At 37.9% G+C, this 24,800-nt stretch carries 27 protein-coding genes; 14 read left to right on the top strand and 13 right to left on the bottom strand.

All coding sequences use genetic code 11. The annotated features are described in order from the left end of the window. Positions 1–14: 14 nt before the first annotated feature. Positions 15–515 (top strand): YcxB family protein, encoded by a 501-nt coding sequence (locus AC5YDM_RS11840; RefSeq protein ID WP_496152317.1) that lies wholly within the window; start codon positions 15–17, stop codon positions 513–515. 283 nt (positions 516–798) lie between these two features. Continuing rightward, complete coding sequence (locus tag AC5YDM_RS11845; protein WP_496152290.1) at positions 799–1,437, top strand: fumarylacetoacetate hydrolase family protein; 639 nt, start codon at positions 799–801, stop codon at positions 1,435–1,437. A 220-nt stretch (positions 1,438–1,657) separates the two neighbouring features. Here the strand turns inward: AC5YDM_RS11845 and AC5YDM_RS11850 are convergent, their stop codons facing one another. Beyond that, positions 1,658–2,506: an AraC family transcriptional regulator gene (locus AC5YDM_RS11850; RefSeq protein ID WP_496152318.1), complete on the bottom strand. Its 849-nt coding sequence runs from the start codon at positions 2,504–2,506 to the stop codon at positions 1,658–1,660. A gap of 109 nt (positions 2,507–2,615) precedes the next feature. Between AC5YDM_RS11850 and AC5YDM_RS11855 the strand changes: the two genes are divergently transcribed. Continuing rightward, positions 2,616–3,533, top strand: a complete 918-nt coding sequence (locus tag AC5YDM_RS11855; RefSeq protein ID WP_496152291.1) for a DMT family transporter — start codon at positions 2,616–2,618, stop codon at positions 3,531–3,533. A gap of 117 nt (positions 3,534–3,650) precedes the next feature. On the opposite strand, the gene AC5YDM_RS11860 is transcribed toward AC5YDM_RS11855, so the two are convergent. After that, entirely contained in the window at positions 3,651–4,895 is a 1,245-nt protein-coding gene (locus AC5YDM_RS11860) for a YihY family inner membrane protein (RefSeq protein WP_496152292.1), read from the bottom strand. A gap of 114 nt (positions 4,896–5,009) precedes the next feature. Here AC5YDM_RS11860 and wrbA point away from each other — a divergent pair, with 114 nt between their 5' ends. Further along, entirely contained in the window at positions 5,010–5,606 is a 597-nt protein-coding gene (gene wrbA / locus AC5YDM_RS11865) for an NAD(P)H:quinone oxidoreductase (RefSeq protein WP_496152293.1), read from the top strand. Between the two features lie 83 nt (positions 5,607–5,689). On the opposite strand, the gene AC5YDM_RS11870 is transcribed toward wrbA, so the two are convergent. The 4 genes from AC5YDM_RS11870 to AC5YDM_RS11885 form a co-directional block, all read right to left on the bottom strand. Next, the gene (locus AC5YDM_RS11870) at positions 5,690–6,073 is read right to left on the bottom strand and encodes a hypothetical protein (RefSeq protein ID WP_496152319.1); all 384 of its coding nucleotides are present in this window, start codon (positions 6,071–6,073) and stop codon (positions 5,690–5,692) included. A 258-nt stretch (positions 6,074–6,331) separates the two neighbouring features. Then, entirely contained in the window at positions 6,332–6,907 is a 576-nt protein-coding gene (locus AC5YDM_RS11875) for a xanthine phosphoribosyltransferase (protein ID WP_496152294.1), read from the bottom strand. A 93-nt stretch (positions 6,908–7,000) separates the two neighbouring features. Continuing rightward, positions 7,001–7,714: a DUF3108 domain-containing protein gene (locus AC5YDM_RS11880; RefSeq protein ID WP_496152295.1), complete on the bottom strand. Its 714-nt coding sequence runs from the start codon at positions 7,712–7,714 to the stop codon at positions 7,001–7,003. Between the two features lie 260 nt (positions 7,715–7,974). Next, complete coding sequence (locus tag AC5YDM_RS11885; protein ID WP_496152296.1) at positions 7,975–8,652, bottom strand: hypothetical protein; 678 nt, start codon at positions 8,650–8,652, stop codon at positions 7,975–7,977. Positions 8,653–8,885: 233 nt separating this feature from the next. Here AC5YDM_RS11885 and AC5YDM_RS11890 point away from each other — a divergent pair, with 233 nt between their 5' ends. Beyond that, positions 8,886–9,767: an energy transducer TonB gene (locus AC5YDM_RS11890; protein WP_496152297.1), complete on the top strand. Its 882-nt coding sequence runs from the start codon at positions 8,886–8,888 to the stop codon at positions 9,765–9,767. Between the two features lie 20 nt (positions 9,768–9,787). Continuing rightward, complete coding sequence (locus tag AC5YDM_RS11895) at positions 9,788–10,219, top strand: hypothetical protein (protein ID WP_496152298.1); 432 nt, start codon at positions 9,788–9,790, stop codon at positions 10,217–10,219. Here the strand turns inward: AC5YDM_RS11895 and AC5YDM_RS11900 are convergent. The 5 genes from AC5YDM_RS11900 to miaB form a co-directional block, all read right to left on the bottom strand. Next, positions 10,184–10,516: an antibiotic biosynthesis monooxygenase family protein gene (locus AC5YDM_RS11900; RefSeq protein ID WP_496152299.1), complete on the bottom strand. Its 333-nt coding sequence runs from the start codon at positions 10,514–10,516 to the stop codon at positions 10,184–10,186. The two genes, AC5YDM_RS11895 and AC5YDM_RS11900, sit on opposite strands and share 36 nt — an antisense overlap. Then, a complete protein-coding gene (locus AC5YDM_RS11905) occupies positions 10,516–11,622 on the bottom strand; it encodes a mechanosensitive ion channel family protein (protein ID WP_496152300.1) in 1,107 nt (368 codons plus the stop codon). Before AC5YDM_RS11905 ends, AC5YDM_RS11900 begins: the two co-directional genes overlap by 1 nt. A gap of 250 nt (positions 11,623–11,872) precedes the next feature. After that, a complete protein-coding gene (gene ybeY, locus AC5YDM_RS11910; RefSeq protein WP_496152301.1) occupies positions 11,873–12,358 on the bottom strand; it encodes an rRNA maturation RNase YbeY in 486 nt (161 codons plus the stop codon). Between the two features lie 9 nt (positions 12,359–12,367). Continuing rightward, positions 12,368–13,480 (bottom strand): PhoH family protein, encoded by a 1,113-nt coding sequence (locus AC5YDM_RS11915; protein WP_496152302.1) that lies wholly within the window; start codon positions 13,478–13,480, stop codon positions 12,368–12,370. 39 nt (positions 13,481–13,519) lie between these two features. After that, positions 13,520–14,977, bottom strand: coding sequence for a tRNA (N6-isopentenyl adenosine(37)-C2)-methylthiotransferase MiaB (gene miaB / locus AC5YDM_RS11920; RefSeq protein ID WP_496152303.1), 1,458 nt, complete (start codon positions 14,975–14,977; stop codon positions 13,520–13,522). Positions 14,978–15,338: 361 nt separating this feature from the next. On the opposite strand from miaB, the gene AC5YDM_RS11925 reads away from it, so the two are divergent. The 5 genes from AC5YDM_RS11925 (at position 15,339) to AC5YDM_RS11945 (ending at position 20,000) form a co-directional block, all read left to right on the top strand. Continuing rightward, positions 15,339–17,252: a lytic transglycosylase domain-containing protein gene (locus AC5YDM_RS11925; protein ID WP_496152320.1), complete on the top strand. Its 1,914-nt coding sequence runs from the start codon at positions 15,339–15,341 to the stop codon at positions 17,250–17,252. 83 nt (positions 17,253–17,335) lie between these two features. After that, positions 17,336–18,001 (top strand): ribonuclease T2 family protein, encoded by a 666-nt coding sequence (locus AC5YDM_RS11930; protein WP_496152304.1) that lies wholly within the window; start codon positions 17,336–17,338, stop codon positions 17,999–18,001. A gap of 167 nt (positions 18,002–18,168) precedes the next feature. Beyond that, positions 18,169–19,155 (top strand): malate dehydrogenase, encoded by a 987-nt coding sequence (locus AC5YDM_RS11935; RefSeq protein WP_496152305.1) that lies wholly within the window; start codon positions 18,169–18,171, stop codon positions 19,153–19,155. Positions 19,156–19,336: 181 nt separating this feature from the next. Further along, positions 19,337–19,585, top strand: a complete 249-nt coding sequence (locus tag AC5YDM_RS11940) for a DUF2789 family protein (protein WP_496152306.1) — start codon at positions 19,337–19,339, stop codon at positions 19,583–19,585. Between the two features lie 163 nt (positions 19,586–19,748). Beyond that, positions 19,749–20,000 (top strand): DUF2789 family protein, encoded by a 252-nt coding sequence (locus AC5YDM_RS11945; RefSeq protein WP_496152321.1) that lies wholly within the window; start codon positions 19,749–19,751, stop codon positions 19,998–20,000. Between the two features lie 180 nt (positions 20,001–20,180). Here AC5YDM_RS11945 and AC5YDM_RS11950 read toward each other — a convergent pair whose 3' ends face one another. Both AC5YDM_RS11950 and AC5YDM_RS11955 read right to left on the bottom strand, forming a co-directional pair. Continuing rightward, positions 20,181–20,708 (bottom strand): hypothetical protein, encoded by a 528-nt coding sequence (locus AC5YDM_RS11950; RefSeq protein ID WP_496152307.1) that lies wholly within the window; start codon positions 20,706–20,708, stop codon positions 20,181–20,183. A gap of 146 nt (positions 20,709–20,854) precedes the next feature. Beyond that, positions 20,855–21,457, bottom strand: a complete 603-nt coding sequence (locus tag AC5YDM_RS11955) for a 2OG-Fe(II) oxygenase (RefSeq protein WP_496152308.1) — start codon at positions 21,455–21,457, stop codon at positions 20,855–20,857. 116 nt (positions 21,458–21,573) lie between these two features. Here AC5YDM_RS11955 and AC5YDM_RS11960 point away from each other — a divergent pair, with 116 nt between their 5' ends. Genes AC5YDM_RS11960 through AC5YDM_RS11970 form a run of 3 tightly spaced genes read left to right on the top strand, consistent with a single transcriptional unit; the run spans position 21,574 to position 24,390 of the window. Next, positions 21,574–22,431 carry a 23S rRNA (adenine(2030)-N(6))-methyltransferase RlmJ gene (locus AC5YDM_RS11960; RefSeq protein WP_496152309.1) on the top strand — a complete coding sequence of 286 codons (858 nt, stop codon included), beginning with the start codon at positions 21,574–21,576 and terminating at the stop codon, positions 22,429–22,431. Positions 22,432–22,472: 41 nt separating this feature from the next. Continuing rightward, positions 22,473–23,294 (top strand): CDP-diacylglycerol--serine O-phosphatidyltransferase, encoded by an 822-nt coding sequence (pssA, locus tag AC5YDM_RS11965; RefSeq protein ID WP_496152310.1) that lies wholly within the window; start codon positions 22,473–22,475, stop codon positions 23,292–23,294. A 25-nt stretch (positions 23,295–23,319) separates the two neighbouring features. Next, positions 23,320–24,390, top strand: a complete 1,071-nt coding sequence (locus tag AC5YDM_RS11970; protein WP_496152311.1) for a DUF6670 family protein — start codon at positions 23,320–23,322, stop codon at positions 24,388–24,390. The last annotated feature ends 410 nt before the right edge of the window (positions 24,391–24,800 follow it).

Here is a 24,800-nt window from a genome sequence, read left to right on the forward strand (position 1 = left end):
CTATTGAAGCATGTATGTCTGACAACAAGCCTACTTTATCTGTCCGTTATTTTTTGAATATTGATGAATCTCAAGATGGCTTTGGTTTAGCGACCTTTGGCAAAAAGCAATTTACCCGCTTTTTAACACCATTGGTGAGTTTAGCTATTCTGATCTGGGGATTTTACTTAGGTTTAGATGGCGTGGGTCGTTATTATGTGGCACTGGGTGCTTTCTTTATTATTTTACAAGTGATTATGCGCTATTGGTTTCTACCGATGATGTTTAAACGCCAATTTGAAAAATATCAATTTGGTAAGCATGAGCAGGGTATTGATCTCTTTCAAAATTCTGCCGAATTATTCTCAAGCGGACGTCCTAAGCAGGCATTTAGCTATACCGATGTGAATAAATTTGCTGCGGGTAAATTGACGTATATGATTGAATTGAAAAATAGTACAGTCGTGATTATTCCAAAGCGTGCTTTTGAAAATGAGACAGATCGTACTTTATTCGAAAACACGTTTAAAAAATAAGAGTTCTATATTTAGACCTTATATTCTTAATTTGAGTTTTTAAAATGAGCCATTGGATTAAATATCTGATGGCTTTTTTATGAGGATATTTAAGTGGCTATTTAATGGGTTCTTTAAGGAATTATTTAAGGGTTACTTTGGATTTATATAGATTTTGACTCCTTAATTTTTCATCGCTTTTTTTCAAATTTTGAATATTTTTACTGCAAATTGGATACTTACAAAATTATAAAAAAAGCATAAGCTATAAACGAGAATAATCATTGAATAAAAAGGGTAGGACATGCATTCACAACCATCAAAAATTATCTGTGTCGGTCGTAATTATGTTGATCATGCCAAAGAGTTGGGTAATGCAATTCCTGATCGTGCAGTTTTATTTATCAAGCCACCGAGTAGCTTGATTTCTTTAGAAGATGGTATTTCGTGGAATCCTGCATGGGGCAATTGTCATCACGAATGTGAACTCAGCTTACGTATAGATCGTCAGCTTAAAGCTGAAAATGACCCGCAAAAAGCATTACAAGCCATTGGTGCGGTGACATTAGGATTAGACCTAACTTTACGTGAACTTCAGGATGATTTGAAAAAGAAAGGTCAGCCTTGGGAACGCTCTAAAGCATTTGATGGTTCATGTGTGTTGGGTGATTGGGTGGATGTATCTGAAGTGAAAGATTGGTCATCGGTTCAATATACGCTAGAAGTAAATGATCAACTTCGTCAAACAGGTAATTCTTCTTTGATGATTTTTGATATTGCGAGTTTATTGGTAGATATCAGTCAATTTTTTACCTTAGAGGTGGGTGATGTGATTATGACTGGTACGCCTGCTGGTGTTGCAGCACTGCATACTGGTGATGATTTAAAGATGACTTTAAAAGGTGAAAGCCAAGATTTCGTCTGGAAAACTTTTGTGAAGTGATTTTGACTCAGTCTATTTAACTTAAATTTCCAATGAAGGGTTGATACAAGTTAATCAATCACCAAATGATTTGGTGCTTAGTTGAGATTTAACAATAATAGGTAAGCCCAGATTAAGCAAACTCAGATTAGGTATACTGAGATAAGGCAATCTAAATATTTTTAAACCTGAGTTTGGACGTTCAAACTCGGGTTTTTTATTATGAGAAAAATGAAGAAAATTATTGGTATTGTTTCCTGAATTGATCTGGGGTCGTATTCATCCAGCGTTTGAACATGCTAATAAAAGCAGAAGTGCTGGCATAGCCAAGGTCGAAAGCTATATTTTCAACGGATTTTAGCTCACTCAACATACTCATCGCTTTCATTACTTTTAAACGTTGTCGCCACTCATGAATTGACATACCTAGTTCAGATTGACTGTGCCGTGCCAAAGTGCGTTCAGTCATATTGATCCGTTCAGCAAGTCGCTTTAATGAACTATTGTCAGCAGGATGATCATGTAAATAATCCAATAAGATTTTAAGTGCGGGATGAGCTGTACTTGGTAAATAACTACCGATATGCGTTGCTTGTGCCAATTGATCAAGAATCACCTGTAAAACTCTTAAATGCGCATCAGGATCTATTTTTGAATGCGCTAATTGGCTTTCTGATTCTGATTTTAAGTGTTCAAGCTTTAAATGTTCAGACTTTAAATGCTCAAACAATGCAGAAACCAAAGGTGATATAAGTAGAATACCTGCTTGATCACTGACTTTGGTACATAGCTGTTCATGTACATAGAGAGTTCCATGTTTTACGTCAGTACGATTCATACCACTATGTTCTAAATATGGCGGTAACCAAATACCATAATGAGGTGGTGTAATCAGTTGTTGCTCACCGATATTGATTTGCATCATGCCATCATACGCATAGACGAATTCACCCCATGCATGACCATGACTCGGATACATCGACAATGCGGGGTCATGACGATATTGAAACCATAATGGGGCTACGATGTCATTATTGGTTTTGAGTTCTAATAATGATGCAATGTGCTGTTGTTTGAATGCTTTTTTGATCATAAGAATCAGTTTGCCTGAAAGACGAGATGATTTGTCTGAAATCCGCTATATGTTTTGAAGTTGCCAGTTTTATAGTAGCTCAATCTATGAAACTTGAGAATGCATCTTGGATCAACGTAAAGCGCTAGACTCAAAAGCATCGTTGTTAATGCTTGGACTATGTCTGATATTAGGCTTACAGCAAGTCATTTTAAAAATAGCAGCTGAAGATATTTCAGCCATGATGCAAATTGCATTGCGTTCAGGTCTAGCTGCAATTTTAGTTTATCCAATGATTAAGTTGCCTCAAGGTGTTGGATTGCTATCAAAAAGTTATTTAAAGCCCGGTGCTTTAGTGGCTTTCTTATTTGCTGTTGAATTTATAATGGTTGCGGAAGCACTGCGTTATACATCTGCTTCACATACGGTGATGTTGCTCTATACCGCACCTATTTTTACGGCGTTAGGTTTGCACTTTAAATTTCCAGCAGAGCGACTGTCTAAGATCCAATGGTTAGGTATTTTGGTTGCTTTTATCGGCATTATGGTGACCTTTATTGGGCGACAGGAATCAGCGGGTCAAGATCTTTCACTGGTACTTTATGGTGACTTTTTAGCGCTGTTGTCTGGTGTGTTTTGGGCGCTAACCACGATTGTATTACGGATGAGCCAGTTATCTGAAGCGCACCCTACACATATATTGTTTTACCAATTGGTTGGATGCTTTTTGATTATGTTCCCATTGGCTTTTGTCATGGGACAAGCTGATATTCAATGGACTTGGGTGGCTGGAGCAAGTTTGATTTTTCATACTTTAATTGTGTCTTTCTTTAGTTTGTTACTGTGGTTTTGGTTACTCAAAAATTATTTGGCTTCACGTTTAGGTGTCTTTTCATTTTTGACGCCGATTTTTGGTATGGTATTTGGTGTTTGGTTTTTAAATGAAAAAATTGAACTTAACTTTTTCATTGGTGCTGTGATGGTGATGCTTGGCATTATCATTGTCAGTATTCGAGGTTGGATGGATTCAGCGAAAAGCAGTTAAATATGAATGCAGAATAGATAATCAAATATTTTAAAACAGAGAAAAATAACGCTTACAAATGGAAAAAGACCTCAATGGAGGTCTTTTTCTTTAGAAGTTGCAGTGGGTTTGACTCTTTTATTTTTCGTCCAAAATGGTCGAAAGAGGAATCGAAAGTTTTGCTGCAAGATATTCATCAGATTCGATTAGTGCAGGTCCAATCCGTTGCATCCATACATCATCTTCATGGACATGCTCTACATCTTCACGACGAGGTAGGGTATAGGGAAGAGATTTATAGAATGACCAGAAATCTAAATGATCCAAATTACGGACCAAAACATAATCATCTTTGTCGGTACGTTTAATGACATTCTGTTTTTCGAGTAATTTTACATAGGTAGGCCAGCGTCCAATTTCACCACGACCTAAGATATTCAGCGCTTCTTCATCAGTTACCGATTGACCCATTTTTTGCTTTTTATAAAACAATTCAAGCATATCTAAGAGCATTAAAATCGGATGGCGAGTTTGAATTTTACCTGTATGGAATGCAGTTAAAGCATAACTAATCTCAACGCCAAGTAAGACGATATTCCAAGATAAATAAATCCAAAGGAGGAAAATCGGCACTGCGGCAAAAGCACCATACACCAATTGATAACTGGTGAAATTTGCCATGACAAAACCAAATAAATTTTTGAGTAACTCAAAGGTGATCGCACTAAATACGGCTGCAATCATTGCGGCACGAACAGGAACAGAACGATTGGGAATTGTCCAATACAGGGTGAAGAACCCGACCATGGTCAAACCAATCGAAATAAGCCAAAGCAATGCGGCTCCATCGACTTCATAACCTGCAAAATTATTGCTTAAGACATTCATGGATGCCAAGGTGGATGAAATCACAAAGGCACTACCCAACAAAATCGGTCCCAAAGAAATAATAGTCCAATACCGCATAAAACCGACGATGCCATTACGGGTTTCTTTAACCCGCCAAATACGGTTAAACGCCGTTTCAATGCTGGTCAGCATCATGACGGTTGTAATGAATAGAAACAGCACCCCAATAATAGTCAAATTACTGGAATTTTCGGTAAAAGAGTTGAGTGCTTTATCAAAGGCGATACTGGTTTTGGGTAAAAAGTTGCTATAAATCAGTTGCTGAAGCTGTTGTCTGGCAGGCTCTAATGCCTTGATAGAAGAAATGATCACCAGAAAAACCGTTAACATCGGTACAACGGCAAATAGAGTGGTATAGGTTAAAGAACCTGCCTGTTCACGGCAGTTATTACCTTCAAAACGTCGTAAAACGAATAAGGTGAACTGAAACCAAGTTTTATTGTAGAAAGGAAGTTTTTTCAATAAATCCATCATAAAACATCATTCTCTATTATTTTTCGTTAACTTTATTAAGCTTTCATCGTATAGCTTAACCAAAAAAACGGAAAAATACCGTATAGTTTTCTTTTTGATCTGAAAGACCTGTCTATGCAAACTTATGTACTTGTTCTCTATTACAGTAAACATGGTTCAACCAAAGAAATGGCACATTTGATTGCAGATGGAATTGAGGCATCAGGCATTTCAGTAAAAATTAGAACAGTTCCCAATATTTCAACTGTCGTGAATGTGGCAGAGCCAAGTATTCCTGAAGAAGGGGATATTTACTGCACTCTTGAAGATTTACAACATTGTTCAGGTTTAGCTTTAGGGTCACCAACACGTTTCGGAAACATGGCAAGTGAGATGAAATATTTCTTAGATCAGACCACTAGTCTTTGGTTGAATGGAGCTTTACATGGCAAGCCTGCATGTGTATTTAGTGCGTCAGGTTCTATGCATGGTGGTCAAGAAAGTACACTGTTGACGATGCTACCACCGCTATTTCATCATGGAATGATGATTATGGGATTAACCAATGCCAACCCTGCATTATCCAATACGAAAACGGGTGGCACACCTTATGGTGCAACGCATGTCAGTGGCCCGCGACATGATCAAGGGATGAGTCAGGATGAAAAATCACTCTGTGTGGAACAGGGTAAACGATTAGGTGATGTTGTTAAAAAGCTACAAGCAATTTAATTTTTTAAATAATAAAATCGACGTAGATAAATAACGAAATAAAAATGGGCAAAAATGCCCATTTTTATTTGTATATTACAAATTTAATTTTCTGTTGAATCTTTTGGTTTTGATTTATCTTCAAAGCGATGTTTGCATTTTTGACATTGAAAGTCTAAAAATACATTTTTATCCACGATTTCACCGGCTTTTTTACCAAAACGATGACCGAGGAAGCCACCTGTAATACCGACACTGATAGCACCCACAAAAGTTCCGACTGTACCACCGACAATGACACCCAATGGACCTGCAACAGTTCCAATGGCTGCGCCAATAGATGCCCCTGAAGCTGCACCACCGACAGTTCCTGCGGTTGTTCCCGCAGCAGATAACAGTACGCCACCCGTTTTTTGTAAGAATTGTTCGTGATCACGTTTTATCACATCGGTTGAACCACATTTTGGACAGCTTGGGTTGTGTTCCATCATCATTATCTCAATTATGTTCAAATTTTATATTTGATATCGGCATTTTACGCTAATGCTAAATTAAATTATGTAGCTTTGTCATGTCAATCTCAGAGATATTCGACTCTTGATGAGCTATTGCTTTCATACAAAAAGGAATCGGTCAGAACATCATTTTAAGCTTGAAGATTTGATTTCTAATCAGCCTAATTTATGAGTAAGTACCTTAAAACAAAAAGAGCGCACAAGGCGCTCAATTTAGATCTCATTCGCAGATTAATCGCGAACAAATTCAACCTTACCATTTGCAAGTGATTGAACACGTGCCAATGATTCAACGCGATAGCCTTTTTCAAGTAATAAATCACGACCAGGCTGGAATGATTTTTCAATCACAATACCAATACCCACAACAGATGCATCAGCTTGATGGATTAAGTCTGCAAGACCTAAAGCAGCTTGACCATTTGCCAAAAAGTCATCGATCACTAAAACTTTGTCAGTAGATGCAATGTGCTTTTTAGAAATCGCAATGGTACTTTCAATTTGCTTGGTAAATGAAAATACTTTAGAGCGATAAAGATCATCTTTAAGTGTTAAAGATTGATATTTACGTGCAAAAATAACAGGGACACCGAGTTCTAGACCCGCCATAACAGCTGGTGCAATACCTGAAGCTTCGATTGTAATGATCTTGGTAATACCTGCATCTTTAAATAGACGTGCAAATTCTTGACCAATTTTTTGCATCATTGCAGGGTCAATTTGATGGTTCAGGAAAGAATCGACTTTCAAAACTTGATCAGATAGAACGATACCTTCACTCAAGATTTTCTGTTCTAATGCGTGCACGGGAGAATCCTCTAGGACAAGATGCTTAAGAAAAAGCAAAGGCGTATTTTAAAAAGCATCTTGAAAAAAGCAAGTAAAATCGATCAAAAAAGATTAATTACTTGGTCCTTTATACCCAGTGAGTAAAAGTCCATAAGATGTTTTCTTATCTTGATGGGTGACTTTCACAGGTAGGTAATCAAGTTTAGGCGCTAACCAAAAGATGGTGTCACGATCTGGTTTGTCATGTTTCATAACCACTTTAACAGTATCAAAAGTACCATAACTGGTTTTCACTTTTTCAGTACCTGCTCTAACAAACTTACGTGGTTCAATTTCTTTGGCATCAGCAAGATAGTAGTTTGACTTTAAGCCACTGCCTTTTAAATCTTCACGAAGTTGTAGTTCTGCATTTAACTCATCCAAAACACCAGCTTTCCACGCGAATGAACGGTTTTCTTTGTCTTTGGTTGTATTAATGGTTTTGGCAGATGGATTAAACTTGATGCTCATAGTGTTGTTGTGCACCAAAATTTTACTGGTTCGAGTGAAATTACCCGATGTAATCTGACCATTGTTCAGACTAAAACGACTGGTTTCAGTCGCAGAAGCAATAGCACCTGCTTTAGCTGCAAATACATAGGTCCAGTTATTACCAGACTTACTTAATGTTCGAGTCGCAGAACCTAAGTTTTTACCATTGTAGGCAAACTGATAGCTTGCTTGGAAAGGACTCATCGCAAGCGCTTGACTTGAATAGCCTGCGAATAAAATTGCTGTACTCACACCTGTGATTACACTTAATTTTTTGAATGCGATTAAAGCCATAAAATTTTTCCTTTGCATATCATGCGACGAGAACTATATAAGTTGAGTATGCGACTCAAAAAAGTAGAAAAAATCAAGATTAAGGTTAAATATGTGAATTTATGTAAAAACCCACATTCTAATTTGACTCAGGAATTAAGTTGAATCAATGGTTTAATATTGAATTCAATGAATATTTGTCGCATTGATTAACGTTATTTCTAACTTCAAAGTTGAGATTACCATTTAAACCGATCAAAACTTAATTCATGCTCATTGATTTATTTCTGAACTATGGGTGTTACCTGATCATCAAGTTCTTTTTCACTTATAGGTGTTTCATACCGTGCACTATTCATTTTGCTAAACAGCGCCATTAAATTCACATTGCCAATCACGACTAATTCAGTTTCACGCAGTTCAGCATGGTTCACATGAACTTTATTTAGCGCATCCATAATCGATCTATTTTTACCTAACCAGCGGTTCAGATCCAAGTGTAAAAGATCATCTTTAACTTTGACGACTTCAAATTTCTCTAAAATAATCCCTAAAGGATCTTTGCGTAATATTTTTTGATAGAAAAATAATGCGGCTTTAAAGCCGACTTTCATCATGAAATTTGGAAATTTGGCTTCAATAATTTCAGTTTCACTGATCTGTTCAAACACAATGAGTTGCATGTCTTTGTTGAGTTCCATTTGAACCAGTTTCAAATCCACAGACAAAATAGTGTGTAAGCCTTTGACATTAATCGTCGCATAAAGACGCAACCAGTCTTCATGTAAGTCTGCATGCAAGTCTTCTAAAATTTGCACATTATCGGTTACGAATTTTTTAAAAGTCGCATTCAAAAAAACCTGAGAAATGGGGAATTCTCGTTCTTCCTCGATAAAACCTTCCGCTTTGTGATAGACCTTACGGAATTGTTTGGCAATATTTGAAAATAACGTTGGCATATTTAGCAATCCATAACATCTTGATTTTGTTCGGCCGTAATTTTGTCAGTTAAATTAAAAAATACGAGCATAAACATTGCAGTTTAGCAAAATTCAATGCACCATTTTCACAGTTTAAAAATTATGATTCTGATTGTATTAGGTGCGTCACACTATACTTAATAAATGTAAGAATAAACTGAATTTTGTGTAATTGAAAATTTTTGCTTGGGGTGTTTTGTCGGTTTAATGTCATGTTTAAAAATATAATTGCATATCCGAAACAACGAAACTTATGGTGGCGAGATCAGCTGTTTATTGGGGCTATGATTTCTGCGACTGTATTACATCTGATTTTTTTATCAGTTCAATTTGCAATACCTTCAGAAAGTGATGTTGCAAGTAAAGAAATTGCCTTGGCGATTCGACCAAGCGAGACGAAAATCGAACAGGCTGATTTTCTTGCTCAAGCAGATCAGCAGGGAAGTGGTACATTCCGTGAAGCACATCGAATGGCTTCAGATATGCCTGCTCAAGCTGAAGATCTCAGTGCTGGTGAGCAACAGATGCAAGCGCTTGAACAAATACAGCAAAAGCGCGAGTTAAAGTTCGAAGAAAAAGTACTGATGACTGTACTCAGTTGGCAGAAGCAAGCTGAACTGAGTGAACGTAAAAAAGCGATGGAAGAGCTGAATAGCCAATTCCAAGCCAAAGCGGCAATGGTTGCAAGTTTAGAAGCACAGTATTTAAAGAAACAGCAGAACTTTAGTCGCCAACAGAAAATAAAAACGGTGGATGGCGTTCAAGCTAAACAAGATGCTTCAGCAGCATACTTAGATAAATTTAGAGAAAAAGTCGAAGTCTATGGAAATCGTTACTATCCAGATTTGGCGAAACAGCAGCGTTTGTCAGGTGAAGTACGTTTAATGGTGATCCTCAACTCATCGGGTGGGATTCGTGCCATTCGTTTACTTGAAAGTTCGGGTTATGATATTTTGGATGAAGCTGCAAAAAGTTCGGTTCGCCGAGGTGCACCATTTGGTGCTTTTGATAAAAAGATGAAAGATATCTCAGAACTACGTATTGTTCGGACTTGGCGCTTTGATCCTGCTGAATCTGAGTTTGATGTGAATTAAACGACTAGACTTAAAATAATATGAATATATTGGAAAATAGACATTTAAAATTATGGAATCCTAATGCAGTTGGATGTTGGGCATTATTGTTTACTCCTATATTTGGGAGTTATTTGTTATATAAAAATGCTAAACAATTAAATGATTTGGAATCTCAATCAAAGGCAAGAAATTGGATAATTGCTGGTTTTGCAATTTGGATAATTTCAATTTTTTGTATGATCCAATTTCCAAACAATACAGGTTTAACGAATGGATTTTCATTTTGGTATCTAATTTTGTGGTACTTTTTTTTGGTACGTAAGCAAGTTGAAAAATTAGAAAATCAATGTGGTGGGCATTATCTGCGGTTTAGTCAAAAAGAGTGGTTTATTTCTATTTTGATTGGTGTTTTTTTTAGAGCTATATTGATTGGATTATCCAGCGGGATTGTATTGTTGTTTACTCTGTGATGAATATGATCGTGTAATCTCACAAACCTCTATACTGAAATACTTATACCATTTTTCTTTTCCAATATTTTGAGCAATATGATGATCAGCATCTAAGTGCCATGCATGTATATCTTCAAGAGAATTCCAATAAGACAAAGCAATTTCAAAATCATTTTCGCTTATTGATTCAAATTTTTGGCAGTTGAATTGGTTTAAAGCTTTTTCTCGCAGACTCTGAGCCATTTGAAAATAATTCGAATCCAATTTGTTAATTTTTGCTTTAAAAACCACAACAAATTTTGCGGAAAGAATCATTATTGAGCTTCATCCTTAGCTTGATCTGTTAGTAAGCGTATATGTGGGAAAGGCACATCGATCTCAGCATCTCGCAGTGCTTCTTTGACATGCTCTAATAGCTTTTCCTGAATACGTGGTAATCGTTCCATCTGATAAGGTTCAAGCCAATATCTAACAATCAATACAATGCCAGATTCGGCAAACTGGCTGACATCCACACTGGGTGCAGGTGTTTTAAGATACTCATCCTCCAGATCTAAACGTGCCAAAATGGCTTGGCGCGCTTTCTCAACATCTTCTTGCAATGAAATACGGCAATAACTTTCAAATCGCATTCGTTCATGAGCAGTCAAATTGGTGACTTCAGCATTGGCTACTGTGGAGTTAGGGATAATGATGAGCAGGTTGTCGCGATTTCGAATATGTGTAGTTCGTAATAAAATTTGTGTGATCTTGCCTTCAAACTTATTGATGCGAACCCAATCTCCGATGTGGAAAGGGCGCTCGATTAAAATCGTAATTCCTGCAATGAAATTGGACAAGGTGGATTGTGCAGCAAAACTGACTGCAATTCCGACGATCCCAAGACCTGCCATAATGGAAATAATATTAAATCCAAACTGAGCCATGATCGCGGCAATGCCAAAGATCACCAAGAGTACGGAAATGATATTTCGAAGCAATTGCTTGAGCGAATCATCGATATAAAAACGATCCAAGAAGCGCATCGTTAGTTTGGTAAACAACATCCAAATCACATAGAAAATCAGTGAAACTATGGCTGCTCTAGACACAGCTTGAAGATATTTTTCTGCTAATCCAAATTGAGAAAGGACTGTAATACTGGATGCCAATAGCCAAAAGAAATGAATCGAATTATTAACTACATTGATAATAATTGGATTTACGTTCAAACGTTTGGCGATAGATTGAATCAGTCTGCGTAGCCCGCGACTGAGTAACCAAAACAGCGTGATTAAGACAATAATGATGACCAACTTACTGAGCAGTTTGGCTGCTAAAACATCCCAATTCAGATCATGATTTTCAGGTGCGCCGATGCTGAGGAATATACTGCGTCTTAGGGCTTCTAAAAACTCGGTCAATAGGCGATCAAACATCATGTCTTTATTATTGGCTTTATATGCTGTGAATTTGAAGTATATGTAAATCTATTAGAACTGGATAGTTGAGTTTTTAACGTGTTTAGTTTTTAAGCGAAGAAATCTGTGAGTATTTGGAAAGATTCTGAATGTATAAAGCAAAATCAACTAAGAGTAATTAAATTTTGAAATATAGATAATGAAAAATTTTATTGAGTGTCTTTTAAAATGGGCCAGGAAATCCAATTAGATTTCCTGACGCGTTATATCTTCAGTCTTCTTGAACCGTGTAGGGGTTTTCAAAACCTAACTTGGCTAAAATTTCGATTTCTAATGCCTCCATTTCCTCAGCGTCTTCATCTGAAGTTTCATGGTCATAACCCATTAAGTGCAGCGTGCCATGAACGAGCATATGGGTGAAATGAGTCAAAGGCGCTTTATTTTGTTCTATCGCTTCATGTAGTACGACAGGAATACAAATAACCAGATCACCAATTGGAAATGAATCTAGGAATTCAGCCATTTCATCTGGAATATCACTTGGAAAAGACAGCACATTGGTTGGTTTGTCTTTTTTACGATATTCCAAATTGAGTTTGTGGCTTTCATCATTGTCTACACAAGCAATACCTACTTCACAGTCACTTTGAGTATCAATGTGGCGCAGAGTGGTTTCGATAATTTTTTTAACATAAGCACGTTTGAGCACCAATTCAGGTGCTTCAAACGATTGTTGTAATGAGAGGCTAAGTTTCAAGACTTGTCCTTAAACATTTTCCTGAGGATGGGGAGGAGTCTCTTGCTGATGCTGGGCATCAGCAGCAGAGTCATTTTCGGAGATTAAACTGGCTTGTAATGCTTTACGTTCAGCGCGAGCGGTAGTTGTTAAACGATTTTGTTCACTGTCCCAACCTTCATAGGCTTCGACAATTTTTTGTACCAATTGGTGACGAACTACATCACGAGAATGAAAACGTGTGATGTGAATTTCTTTAACGTTTTCAAGTACACGTAAACAATGGGCTAAACCAGATTGTTGACCACGTGCTAAATCGACTTGAGTTACATCACCTGTGATGACTGCACGTGAACCAAAACCTAAACGGGTCAAAAACATCTTCATTTGTTCAGGTGTGGTATTTTGCGCTTCATCCAGAATCACGAAAGAATGATTCAATGTACGACCACGCATATAGGCGAGGGGAGCAACTTCAATAATTTGACGTTCAATCAGTTTTGCGACTTTTTCGAAGCCTAGCATTTCATACAAGGCATCGTATAAAGGACGTAAATAAGGGTCAATTTTTTGGCTTAAATCACCCGGTAAGAAACCGAGTTTTTCACCCGCTTCAACAGCAGGGCGAACCAAAAGGATGCGTTGAATTTCATTACGTTCCAGCATATCTACAGCAGCAGCGACTGCAAGGTAAGTTTTACCTGTTCCTGCAGGGCCGATACCGAAAGAAATATCACTTTGTAAAATACGCTGTACATAGCGTTTTTGATTGGCACCGCGCGGGTTAATCCGACCTTTACGGGTCTGAAGCCAAACTTCATCTAGCCCACTGTGCTCATTGTCAGAAAAATCTTCCTGAAACTCGCGATCAGTTTGGCTGCCTTGGATCATCAGATGAATGACATCTGCACTGATTTGAGATGAAGTTTCTGCTTCTTCATGCAGGCGCTGTAATAAAATCTCAGCTCTCTCAACTTCATCAATGCCACCGTCGATATAGAAACTATCTCCACGTTGGGCAATTTTGACATCTAAACGTTGTTCGATTTGTTTCAAATGACCGTTATAAGCACCGAGCATGCTTTTTAAACGCTCCATCGAAACTCCGGGAAAAGCCACTGTACGTCGAATCGCTGCAGTCAAGAGATATCCTTTTGTGTCAGTTAAACCGATACCCTTACATTACGCCACGTCAGGTTCAAGATTCAAGAGTTCACCATAAACTAAATTCAAGGTTTTAATCTCTGTAATCTCAATCTCTGCAAAGCGTCCAACCCAAGAAGCATCACCAATAAATGTGACATAACGTGTATTGTCTGCTGTGCCGACCAATAGGTTTGGATCTTTGTCTGAAATTTTCTCGATCAAGACGCGTTGAATCGTACCGAGCATTGCATCTGTTTTATCAATACTAGAACGTTTGATCCATTTTTGAACTTTAGCTAAACGTTCTTTCTTCACGTCTTCAGGTGTTGTATCTTCGAGTTCAGAAGCAGGCGTTCCTGGACGTTTAGAGTAGATAAAACTATAAGAATGATCGAAATCTAAATCTTGAATGAATTGATACGTTTCTTCAAAGTTCTCATCTGTTTCACCAGGGAAACCGATAATAAAGTCCGAAGATAAATGCATATCTGGACGTGCTTTACGCAGTTTGGCAATTTTGTCGATATATACATCAATCGTATGATTACGCTTCATGCCTTTAAGGACATCATTCGAGCCACTTTGTACTGGCAAATGCAAGTGTGAAACCATTTGCGGTAAATCACGGTAGCATTGAATCAAATCATCGTTGAATTCAAGCGGATGTGAAGTGGTATAGCGTAAACGACCGATGCCTGGAATTTCTGCAACCATGCGAAGTAGATCCGCAAAGGTACAAATTTCACCTTCAAAAGTTTCACCACGGTAGCCATTCACGTTTTGACCGAGTAATGAAATTTCACGAACACCTTTTTCAGCCAAACCTGCAATTTCAGCTAAAACATCATCTAAAGGACGAGAAACTTCCTCACCGCGTGTATATGGCACAACGCAGAATGAGCAGTATTTTGAACAACCTTCCATGATTGAAACAAAAGCTTTAAATCCTTCCACACGCGGTTCAGGTAAAAAGTCGAATTTTTCAATATCAGGGAAAGAAATATCAACCAACTTGATCTTTTCTTTTTTCGGTTTTTCAATTTGATCGCTGTGTTGATCTAACATCTGTGGCAAACGGTGCAAGGTTTGTGGACCAAAAACCATATCTACATAAGGCGCACGTTTTTGAATGTTGTCACCTTCTTGAGATGCAACACAACCACCTACACCAATGACGAGGTCTGGATTTTTATCTTTCAGTTTGCGCCAGCGACCCAATTCAGAGAATACTTTTTCTTGTGCTTTTTCACGAATCGAACAGGTATTCATGAGCAAGATATCAGCTTCTTTTGGATCTGTTGTTAATACATAACCATGAGAATCGCCTAACAAATCTGCCATACGGTGACTGTCATACTCATTCATCTGACACCCTTGCGTTTCGATGTAAAGTTTTTTAACTGAACCATCGATGGCTGGGGTGTGCTGTGGCTGGGTAACAGTGTTTTCTGAGGCAGCTTGGGCACTATTGGGGATGAAGGTTTGAACCGTCATGAAGGCGTATTTCCTGTATTAGGGATAGTTAATTCTACAATATGTCGAATCTATGATTTTAGGATTCAACAAAAGCGCAGTATTTTACAGTATTTATCAGGTGCTGCATGTAAAAATAAATGTTTCTATAAAGAAGCTGCTTATTGTGTGAAAAATGGTTTAAATTAATAGAGTTGAATCAGCAGTTTACATAACACAACAGTACGATGCTTTAAGAGTTATTAAACTACCCGGAAAGATCGTAATGCGTTTGAAATAAGTGAAAATGCAAGCCCAAACCTTATCGTCAAAAAAGATCCGAGTTGAGAGTGAAAGCGTGTTAAAAAAAACATTAAAGTATAAGCATTTAAATTCTTATTTGATGGGCTTATTGGCTTTATCAAGCGTATCTTCGATACACGCTGCCGAAGAGCAGTTTAATGATGCATTACGTTTGGCAAATTCAGGGAATGTTTCAGCACTCGAACAATATCGGAGCTCAATGCAAAATGATGCTTTAGGATATTACCCTGAATATTGGCAGCTCAATGCGAACTTAGCATTTCAACCCCCAAATAATATTGCGAATTTTGCCCAGCGTTATCCTCAATCGGCTATGGCAGAGAAACTGTCTGCGGATTATGTGGAAGAAAAAGTAAAACAAGCTGATTTTGCAAATGCTCAGTCAATTCTTCAATATGTATCCAATGCAGACCAAGCTGAAAACTGTGCGATTGCTCAGGTGAGAGCGAAAACAGGCGATTCATTGGTTTTTGCAGAATATAAAGATGTTTGGTTAAAAACGGATTCTCAACCTGAGTCTTGCCAAGGTTTAGGGCGTTTGATGTTGTCTAGCCCTTTATTGACCAATGTTGATCGTCAACAGCGTTTGTATGCATTACTTCGAGCGGGTCAATCTGGTCAGGCAATCGCGACGGCACAAACACTCGGAGTATCATTATCGCTTGCACAGCTGAATCAAATTCAAGCAGATCCTCTTAACTATTTGTGGGCAGCACCTAAAAATAATGCAGCGGATCATGCTTACTTAGTCTTCGCGATAGGGCGAGCTGCTAATACAGATTTAACTTCGGCGATTCAGACTTTGCCGAAAGCCTTACAAGGTGTTCCAGTAGATGTACAAAAGTATCTAAACCGTGCGGTAGGTTATATTGGTGGAACAACGGTGATGAAAAATAATTTCAACCGTGAAGTGTTGAATTTATTTGACGCGAGTTATGGTGTGCAATTCACTCCAGAAGAAGCTGAAATTTATGCACGACAGGCTGTACGTTTTGGTAGTTGGGAGAGTGTGATTCGCGCTATCGACAGTATGAGTGTGAGTCAGCAGCAAGAAGATCGTTGGCAATACTGGCTTGCTCGGGCATCTGAAAAGCGAAACGATAGCCAATCAAAACAAACAGCAAAACAAATCTATCAGCGCTTAGCAGCATCGGGTGATGAATACCATAATTTGCTGGCAAAGGATCATTTGGGGATTCGTTATAACGAAGCGCAAGATCGCTCCCAACCTTCTGCAAATGATATACAGCGTTTAAATCAAGACATTCATTTTCGCCGTGCTTTTGCATTAAAAAATATCAATGCCAGTGATACTTATACCAATCGTGAATGGAACTGGGCTGTTCGACAGGCATATTTAAAAAAAGATGATGGTTTGATTTTGGCTGCTGCAAAACGAGCAACTGAGATGGGTTGGCATGATCGAGCGATTTATGCAGCAGAACGAACAACCAATAAGCATAACTACGCATATCGTTATCCAACACCCCATCAAAGTGCTGTGGTGAGTCATAGTCGAAATGCAGGCATTGATCCGTCATGGGCTTATGGTTTGATGCGTCAAGAAAGTCGATTCGTGACCAATGCACGTTCCCATGTTGGAGCGGGCGGACTAATGCAAATCATGCCAGATACTGCACGTTTGGTCGCTCGAAAAATGGGTGAAACGTATAACCCCGCGGCACTTTCAGATATGAATACCAATATTCGTTATGGAACGTATTATTTGTCTATGATTCAGAGTCAACTGAGTGATAGTCCTGTTTTGGCTACAGCAGGTTATAACGCGGGTCCGAACCGAGCACGTCGTTGGCAACCAGAGTTTCAAACAATCGCAGCGGATCAGTATACAGAGTCAATTCCACTACATGAGACACGTGACTATGTCAAAAAAGTGATGGCAAATGCAGCACACTACGGTGTTCTACTGGGGCAAGGACCTCAAGCTATCGAAAGTCGTATGCCCATTATTCCAATTCGTAGTTCACAATAATAGTTGATGAGAACGAATAGTATGAACTCATCAATAAAAGTGAAACAGATTCTAATCAGTATTGCGTAGGCATTTAACACTGTATGAAAAAACGAAGCTTCCTGAACAATCGAAATTTGATTCAATCACTGATTTTAGTTGGTGTAGGAAGCTTTATGACTTCGTTTCAGGCAGTTGCTTCTCCAAAAGGTCTGCAAGGCTATGTCATGCATATTCAAATGACACCTGCAATTTGCTCCATAGATAAAAGTAAGATTAAGCAACGTAAATGTTTGGAAGGTTATTCACTGACGATTACAGGATTACTACCTGAAACGCCACAACGTGATTGCACTACATCATCTTCTGCAAAACTGTCCCCAATTCAAACCAAGGTTGTCGCGCGAGTGATGCCTGATGAAAATGCTCGAATGAATCTATGGCGTAATATTGGCGGGTGTGTGCCGATGAATGCCAGCCAATATTTCAGAAATATTATCAATAAAGCACAAGAACTCAAAATTCCCGCGGATTTAACAGGTGTAGAGAATAAAACCATCCAGCAATCAACGCTGAAAAATCAGTTCTATCGACTCAATCCGAGATTACAAAAAGAGAGTATTCAATTTAGTTGTATGGCCTCATCAAGAGGAAAGGCAGTTTTGACGAATATTCAGGTATGTTACAGGGTTAATGGTCAGTATAAGCAATGTGGGAATAGCCAAGCCTCAAATTGTCCAAATAGTTTTATGATTCAGGGTTCTTACTGATTCATTTTTGCGAACTCATTTATATTTCCTATCAGACTTTTGTTGAATTTTATAAGCTTTTCGATGCATACATGGAATGATTGGAGTACAATCTTTCGCGTTTATGATTATTAGATTAAATACTAACGATTTAATCACATTGAAGATCCTCAATTGGAGATAATTAGATGAAGCAAGCAGTTCGTGTTGCCGTAACTGGCGCAGCAGGTCAAATTGGTTACAGCCTATTATTCCGTATCGCAAGCGGCGAGATGCTAGGTAAAGATCAACCAGTTATTTTGCAATTGCTCGAAGTTCCTTTTGAGAAAGCTCAACAAGCGCTTAAAGGCGTGATGATGGAACTTCAAGACTGTGCATTCCCTCTTTTAGAAGGTATGGTTGGTACTGATGATCCTAAAGTTGCATTCAAAGATGCTGACTACGCATTATTAGTTGGTTCACGTCCACGTGGTCCAGGTATGGAACGTGCTGACCTTCTTAAAGTGAATGGCGAGATCTTCATCGGTCAAGGTCAAGCATTAAACGAAGTTGCTAGCCGTGACGTTAAAGTACTTGTTGTAGGTAACCCTGCAAACACTAACGCTTATATCGCTATGAAATCTGCTCCAGATCTTCCAGCGAAAAACTTCACAGCAATGTTACGTCTTGACCACAACCGTGCTGCATCTCAAATTGCTGCTAAAACGGGTAAAGCGGTTAAAGACATCAAACAACTTACAGTTTGGGGTAACCACTCTCCAACAATGTATGCTGACTACCGTTTCGCGACAATCAATGGCGAAAGCGTTAAAGACATGATCAACGATCAAGAATGGAATGCAAATACATTCCTTCCGACTGTTGGTAAGCGTGGCGCTGCAATCATCGAAGCTCGTGGTCTTTCCTCTGCTGCTTCTGCTGCTAATGCTGCAATCGACCATATGCGTGATTGGGCTCTTGGCACAAATGGCGAATGGGTAACTATGGGTATTCCTTCTGACGGTTCTTATGGAATTCCTGAAGGCGTAATGTTTGGTTTCCCTGTGACAACTGAAAATGGCGAATACAAGATTGTTCAAGGTCTTGAAATCGACGAATTCAGCCGTGAGCGTATCAACTTCACTCTTAATGAGTTAGAAGAAGAACGTGCTGCGATTGCAGACATGGTTAAATAATTTGATCGAATTGATTAAATTGAAAAAGCACCTCGTTTGAGGTGCTTTTTTTATATTTAAAAAAATATTTATTGATTCAATATTCTACAAAAAATAACATGTCGATCATCCAATGTCGCTAAAATTGTTCAGAAATAACGCTATCTTAAATAGTGAATAACTAAAACTTTAGGAGAAGAAAATGTTTGATCAACAGCCAACTTTAGAATTACTTTTTGATCAACTGGGGCTTCCCTCAGATTCAGCTTCAATCGATGAATTTGTTTTACAGCATCAACTGCCTGAAGGTGTGATGATGCATGAGGCGGATTTTTGGACGAATTCCCAACGCAGCTTTTTATCGAGCCATTGGCAGAAAGATGATGAATGGGCAATTGTCGTTGATACACTAAATGAATTGCTTAACCATAATATTAAAAAACACCCTTAAAAGGTTTTTATGGCCTGTGGATAGTGCCATGTAAAATTTAGTCACAATTAGAAACAACAAACCTAGTCTTAGCGCTAGGTTTTTTTATAAAAATCTTATAAGTTATTTGAATAAGGAATGACAAATAGTTTGATAAGGAGGCGAAATGGGTATGTCTAAAAATATGTCACCTAAACCTTCACTGGAGCTTTTATTTTCTCAGTTGGGTCTGGCAAATAGCCCTGCTGCCATAGAGTTGTATGTACGTACACATCAACTTAAAGCGACAGAAAATTTACATGATGCGTCTTTTTGGAATAAGTCTCAGCGAGATTTTTTGATTAGCCATTTGGTTCAAGATGATGATTGGGCATTATGGATTGATGAGCTCAATCAGCAATTGCATATGGATGCATATCGAATAAAAGTTGTTTAATTTATTTTAAATTTTAATCATTTGATTTTTAGTTTTTGTTTCATGTAAGGGGAGGAGAGCATTTGTTTCATTTGAATCTAAGTTTTAACTTTTCTTTAATCATAAAAAAACGCCTTGTTTAAGGCGTTTTTTTATTACTCTTTCCAATTTTTGATCTAAATAAGAACTGGTACTGGTGATTTAATGCAATTTAGATTGGATCAGTTTAGAAAACCAAAGTTCCTCTTGAACTGAATCAAAAGCACTATGATTTTTTAAAGTTTCCAAATCAAAGTCAGCAGTTTTACTGTATTTAGTCAGCCAATGACGTGTTAAAGCTAACTCTTTCTTCTCTGCACAAGTATGTGCAAGTGACAATAAAATATCACCACGATTATGTGAGGTGAGCGGTTTTAAAATCTGCTGCGCAATTAAAGTCAGATGCTTTTCTTTAGTGATGTCATAATACTGCATATAGGCTTGAGCCAAAGCTAGCGATAGATCCAAGTAAAGAGACATCGGAATTTCTTCGTATTCGATACGAGCTTGTTCGAGTAGAACAATACCTTCTTGTAGGAAGTGAATTTGCTCTTGACGAACTTGGCTGAATTTCACCAACTCAAATCGTAACTGTGCACGCTCTAAGGCAAGTTCAGGCGTATTGTTTTCTAAATACAACTGATCTGTCTCACCAATACGAGCGACAATGTGTTTTGTATTTTTTAACATTAGCCTATACCTCAGTGATCAATGCAGAGTATATCGGGATTGATTTTGAAATTAAAAGGTTAAACAGAATCTCATATTTAAGACATTCATATCGACGGCTTACTGATCAAAAACTAGCATTTATATTAAGACTCTACTACCTAAAATTAAAATAACCCATCACTTTGTCTTAGCCATGCCGTGATGGATAAACGCTGCTGTTTTGACAAGAGCACTTCATGTAAAAGATCACTTTGGAATAAAGCAATACGATTGGGTTTAGGTGGGATGATATGCCATGCATCATTCTTATCTTGTAGTCGTAGTTCTCCACCCCAATGGTTTTGCCATTCTTCATGTAAATAATAGACCGAAGAAATCACACGACCATTTTTACCTTGAGGATTATCACGGTGAAGGGCATAAAACTCACCTGCGTTATAGCAAGCAAAATGTGCCTCGACTTCTTTAATCCCCAGATAAAAAGCACGGTTAAACTGTTGAGATAAGGCTTCTAATGATTGGATATGATGCTGAGCAATCGTTAAATTTTCATTGATCCATAAAATATGATCGCTACGAATGTTACTGACAATGCCATTTTGAATGGCAGCTTTACGAAATTGATTTAAATTCGAACTGCATTCTTTCACTAAATCTTGAACATAATTTTGTGGATAAGCATCATCTATAATACTAAAGCCCTGACGATCAAAATCTTCAATGATTTGATCTACATCCCACGTATTTGGCAGAGAAAAACTGTCCATAAAAGCTATCAATTTAAATTCAAAATTATTCTTGTCTATCTTAGAACATTCGATGGGCAGTGAAGAATATTTTTTTCGTGCTAAAATACCGATTGAACTTAGGAATTAATCTGAACATGAATTACCGTCACCATTTCCATGCAGGCAACTTTGCCGATGTCATGAAACATGTGTTATTGCTACAACTTTTGACACGTTTAAACGCTAAAGATAAACCTTATCGCTATGTAGATACGCATGGTGGTGCAGGTAAATACGATCTTTCTACATCTGCAGCGCAAAAATCTGGTGAATTTTTAAATGGTATTCATCGTTTGGTGAAACTTGATGATTCAATTACACGTAATGCGCCTGAAGGCGTAAAGCAATATCTCAAAGTTGTTGAAGATATGCGTGAAGGTTCAGGTAAGGGCGCTTATCCGGGTTCTCCGTGGTTTGCACTTGAAGGTATGCGTGATATTGATAAAGCAACTATTTTTGAAATGCAAAAAGATGTGTTTCAACAGCTTTATATGAATATTCGTGATCGCCGTGCGGGTCTGCATGAGCGTGATGCGTATGAAGGTTTGTTGGGTGTGATTCCGCCAAAAGAAAAACGCGGTTTGGTGATGATCGACCCACCTTACGAAATTGAACGTAAGGATTTTCCACAACTTGTTGAGTTGATGGTTGCAGCTTATAAAAAATGGCCAACAGGTGTGTTTGCTGTTTGGTATCCAATTAAAGATCGCGCCATGATTGATCGTTTTGAAAAGAAAATGATGAAAACGGGTATTCGCCGTCAATTGGTATGTGAAATCTGTGTATGGCCAGATGATACTCCAGTGGGCTTAAACGGTTGTGGTCTACTCGTGATCAATCCACCTTGGAAGTTCTCTCAAGATGCAGATGAAGCACTACAATGGTTATTCCCTCATTTACGTATGAGTGAAAATGGTGGTCATGCTGCCGTTCGTTGGTTGGTAGGCGAATAAGTTTTAAACACTCTTTAAGGTTACAGTTAGGATAGACGACAATGACAAATATAAATAAACCTGAAAGCGACTCTTCCAAGCGTGATGTTGCATTTGATGGCATTACGTTTGAGGTGGAAGAAGAGGAGCATACCCAAGAGGGGCAGAAGGTTAAGCGTCGTGGCATCTATCTGTGGCCAAACCTGATTACAACCGCCGCGTTGTTATCAGGTTTCTACTCGATTATTGCGAGTATGAATGGTGATTTTGTTCAAGCCATTTACGCTATTTTTCTTGCGGCACTTTTAGATGGATTGGATGGTCGAGTTGCTCGTGCAATTGGTGCGCAAAGTGCCTTTGGTGAACAATATGACTCACTTTCTGATTTGTTGGCTTTTGGTGTTGCACCGGCTATTTTAATGTATAGCTGGAGTTTGCATGATCTTGGTCGAATTGGATTGGCATGCTGTTTTGTTTATACCGCGTGTGCTGCATTTCGTTTAGCTCGATTTAATGTGCAAATCGGTGTGGTCGATAAGCGCTACTTTATTGGTGTTGCAAGTCCATTGGCTGCGATCATGATTATTTCAATGGTTTGGGTTGGACGAGATTTCCCAGAAATCTTTGATTTACGTGAAACAGGTATTCAAGTCATTAATGCCGTACTCATTGTTGCAGTAGGACTATTGATGATTTCAAACATTAAGTACTATTCTTTTAAAACAGTAGATCGTAAGCGTGTACCTTTTGCTGTATTGCCGATCATCGTGTTTATTTTTGCAGCGATTACATACAATATTCCTGTTGGAATTTTGGTACTTTCGATTGCTTATGCACTATCAGGTTTTGTGACCACGTTTATGGCACGGAAAAATTCTGTATAGATAAAAATTATAAAAGGAGCTTGATATGCAGTTGTTAATGAATTTAGTCGATGAATCCAAACAGCAGAATCAAGCTCGGTTTCCATTAAAGCTTGATTATCACGGGCCTAAAGGTCGTTATAAAATTATTCATCAAGGATTGATGATTCCGGGATTACCCGCACCGTTACATTATTTTAATTTTTTGACCATCATCGGTCAGCCGAATATACCTATGATTCGTAATTCATACGCAATCAAAACCTACCCTTTAGATAGCGTTTCTCTCATATCGAGTGTTAGCCCGCATATGGTGGGACATTTTCATGGTTATTCGATTCAAGATGATTGTGAGATTAATAGTAATGAATTCAGATTTGGTTCAAAAGAGAAACTGACGGGAGCAATTCCCTATTTTAAATTGATGCGTGATGATAATGAATTATCGGTTAATTTAGAGATAGAAACTTACCCTATTATTTCTCATTTTACTAAATTGAAATTAGGTCTATTTGATCATTGGTCGCTACTGTGTAGATGTCGGGGTGAGATTAACTACAAAGGTGAGCGCTATAGCATTGATGAACTCGGTTCATTTGAGTTTGCTAGAGCAATTAATATTCCCTATCTACCATTGAACTTTTTTACTTATCAAATTATTAACTTAGAAAGTCAAAAACAACTCCTGCTCGCGCAAATTAGAAATAGTTTTAATCAAATTGTTCAATCACGTATGTATTTAAGAGATTTAAGAACTGGAACATCAGAAATGTTTGATGAAAATGTTCAGTTTAAAGTTTTACGTGTTTATCCAAAGGTGAAAACACCGAATGGACATGAAATGTATTTGCCAAGAGAGTTTGAATGGAACTTAAAATCAGAAAATAAAATAATTAAGGTGATGGGGGAGAGTCGAGGGGATTACAAATTTGGCTTGGCTGCAGGATATGTCGGAAGCTATTGCTATACAGTTGAGATCGATGGACAAACTGAAAAAGGGAAATCTGCTTACTGTGAATACATTGATTGTCGATCATTAAAATTGCAAGAACAGAATCAAGATCAAAAAAATCAACAAGAATTAGCAAATCCTGTGCCATGTGCGCTCAAAAAATGAATGAAAATGCACTAAAAACCCCATTATTGAATGTATTTTAAACGTTTGACTTAATTTTTTATAAATATTGAAAAAAGGGTGTTGCAACGGTTTAGAAATGCTGTAGAATGCACATCCATCGGCGGTGATGTTAATTAAAACTTGTTGATAAACAATGGTTTAGCCTGATTGGTTGGATTTAAGTTTATTGAATGGGTTGGAAAAATAATTAACAAAACTAGTTGACTAATCTTCGAAAGAGAGTAGTATAGCCGACCTAGCTTGCTGGTGACGAACCAACAAGAAGATCATTAAGAGATTATGAAGAACAACTTGTGTGGATTTTTACTGATTGATTGATCGAAATTATTTTCATTGATTGATGGTAGAAATTACTCGAAGTTTATTTGAGAAATATTTGTCAGAAAATT

The organism is Acinetobacter sp. CY81 (assembly GCF_059515925.1).

Excerpts from the sequence above, each read along its gene's own strand:
- AC5YDM_RS11840 (WP_496152317.1), top strand. The coding sequence starts at position 15 with ATGTCTGACAACAAGCCTACTTTATCTGTCCGTTATTTTTTGAATATT.
- AC5YDM_RS11845 (WP_496152290.1), top strand. The coding sequence starts at position 799 with ATGCATTCACAACCATCAAAAATTATCTGTGTCGGTCGTAATTATGTT.
- AC5YDM_RS11860 (WP_496152292.1), bottom strand. The coding sequence starts at position 4,895 with ATGATGGATTTATTGAAAAAACTTCCTTTCTACAATAAAACTTGGTTT.
- wrbA (WP_496152293.1), top strand. The coding sequence starts at position 5,010 with ATGCAAACTTATGTACTTGTTCTCTATTACAGTAAACATGGTTCAACC.
- AC5YDM_RS11870 (WP_496152319.1), bottom strand. The coding sequence starts at position 6,073 with ATGGAACACAACCCAAGCTGTCCAAAATGTGGTTCAACCGATGTGATA.
- AC5YDM_RS11880 (WP_496152295.1), bottom strand. The coding sequence starts at position 7,714 with ATGGCTTTAATCGCATTCAAAAAATTAAGTGTAATCACAGGTGTGAGT.
- AC5YDM_RS11885 (WP_496152296.1), bottom strand. The coding sequence starts at position 8,652 with ATGCCAACGTTATTTTCAAATATTGCCAAACAATTCCGTAAGGTCTAT.
- AC5YDM_RS11890 (WP_496152297.1), top strand. The coding sequence starts at position 8,886 with ATGTTTAAAAATATAATTGCATATCCGAAACAACGAAACTTATGGTGG.
- AC5YDM_RS11895 (WP_496152298.1), top strand. The coding sequence starts at position 9,788 with ATGAATATATTGGAAAATAGACATTTAAAATTATGGAATCCTAATGCA.
- AC5YDM_RS11900 (WP_496152299.1), bottom strand. The coding sequence starts at position 10,516 with ATGATTCTTTCCGCAAAATTTGTTGTGGTTTTTAAAGCAAAAATTAAC.
- AC5YDM_RS11905 (WP_496152300.1), bottom strand. The coding sequence starts at position 11,622 with ATGATGTTTGATCGCCTATTGACCGAGTTTTTAGAAGCCCTAAGACGC.
- miaB (WP_496152303.1), bottom strand. The coding sequence starts at position 14,977 with ATGACGGTTCAAACCTTCATCCCCAATAGTGCCCAAGCTGCCTCAGAA.
- AC5YDM_RS11925 (WP_496152320.1), top strand. The coding sequence starts at position 15,339 with ATGGGCTTATTGGCTTTATCAAGCGTATCTTCGATACACGCTGCCGAA.
- AC5YDM_RS11930 (WP_496152304.1), top strand. The coding sequence starts at position 17,336 with ATGAAAAAACGAAGCTTCCTGAACAATCGAAATTTGATTCAATCACTG.
- AC5YDM_RS11935 (WP_496152305.1), top strand. The coding sequence starts at position 18,169 with ATGAAGCAAGCAGTTCGTGTTGCCGTAACTGGCGCAGCAGGTCAAATT.
- AC5YDM_RS11940 (WP_496152306.1), top strand. The coding sequence starts at position 19,337 with ATGTTTGATCAACAGCCAACTTTAGAATTACTTTTTGATCAACTGGGG.
- AC5YDM_RS11945 (WP_496152321.1), top strand. The coding sequence starts at position 19,749 with ATGTCACCTAAACCTTCACTGGAGCTTTTATTTTCTCAGTTGGGTCTG.
- AC5YDM_RS11950 (WP_496152307.1), bottom strand. The coding sequence starts at position 20,708 with ATGTTAAAAAATACAAAACACATTGTCGCTCGTATTGGTGAGACAGAT.
- AC5YDM_RS11955 (WP_496152308.1), bottom strand. The coding sequence starts at position 21,457 with ATGGACAGTTTTTCTCTGCCAAATACGTGGGATGTAGATCAAATCATT.
- AC5YDM_RS11960 (WP_496152309.1), top strand. The coding sequence starts at position 21,574 with ATGAATTACCGTCACCATTTCCATGCAGGCAACTTTGCCGATGTCATG.
- pssA (WP_496152310.1), top strand. The coding sequence starts at position 22,473 with ATGACAAATATAAATAAACCTGAAAGCGACTCTTCCAAGCGTGATGTT.
- AC5YDM_RS11970 (WP_496152311.1), top strand. The coding sequence starts at position 23,320 with ATGCAGTTGTTAATGAATTTAGTCGATGAATCCAAACAGCAGAATCAA.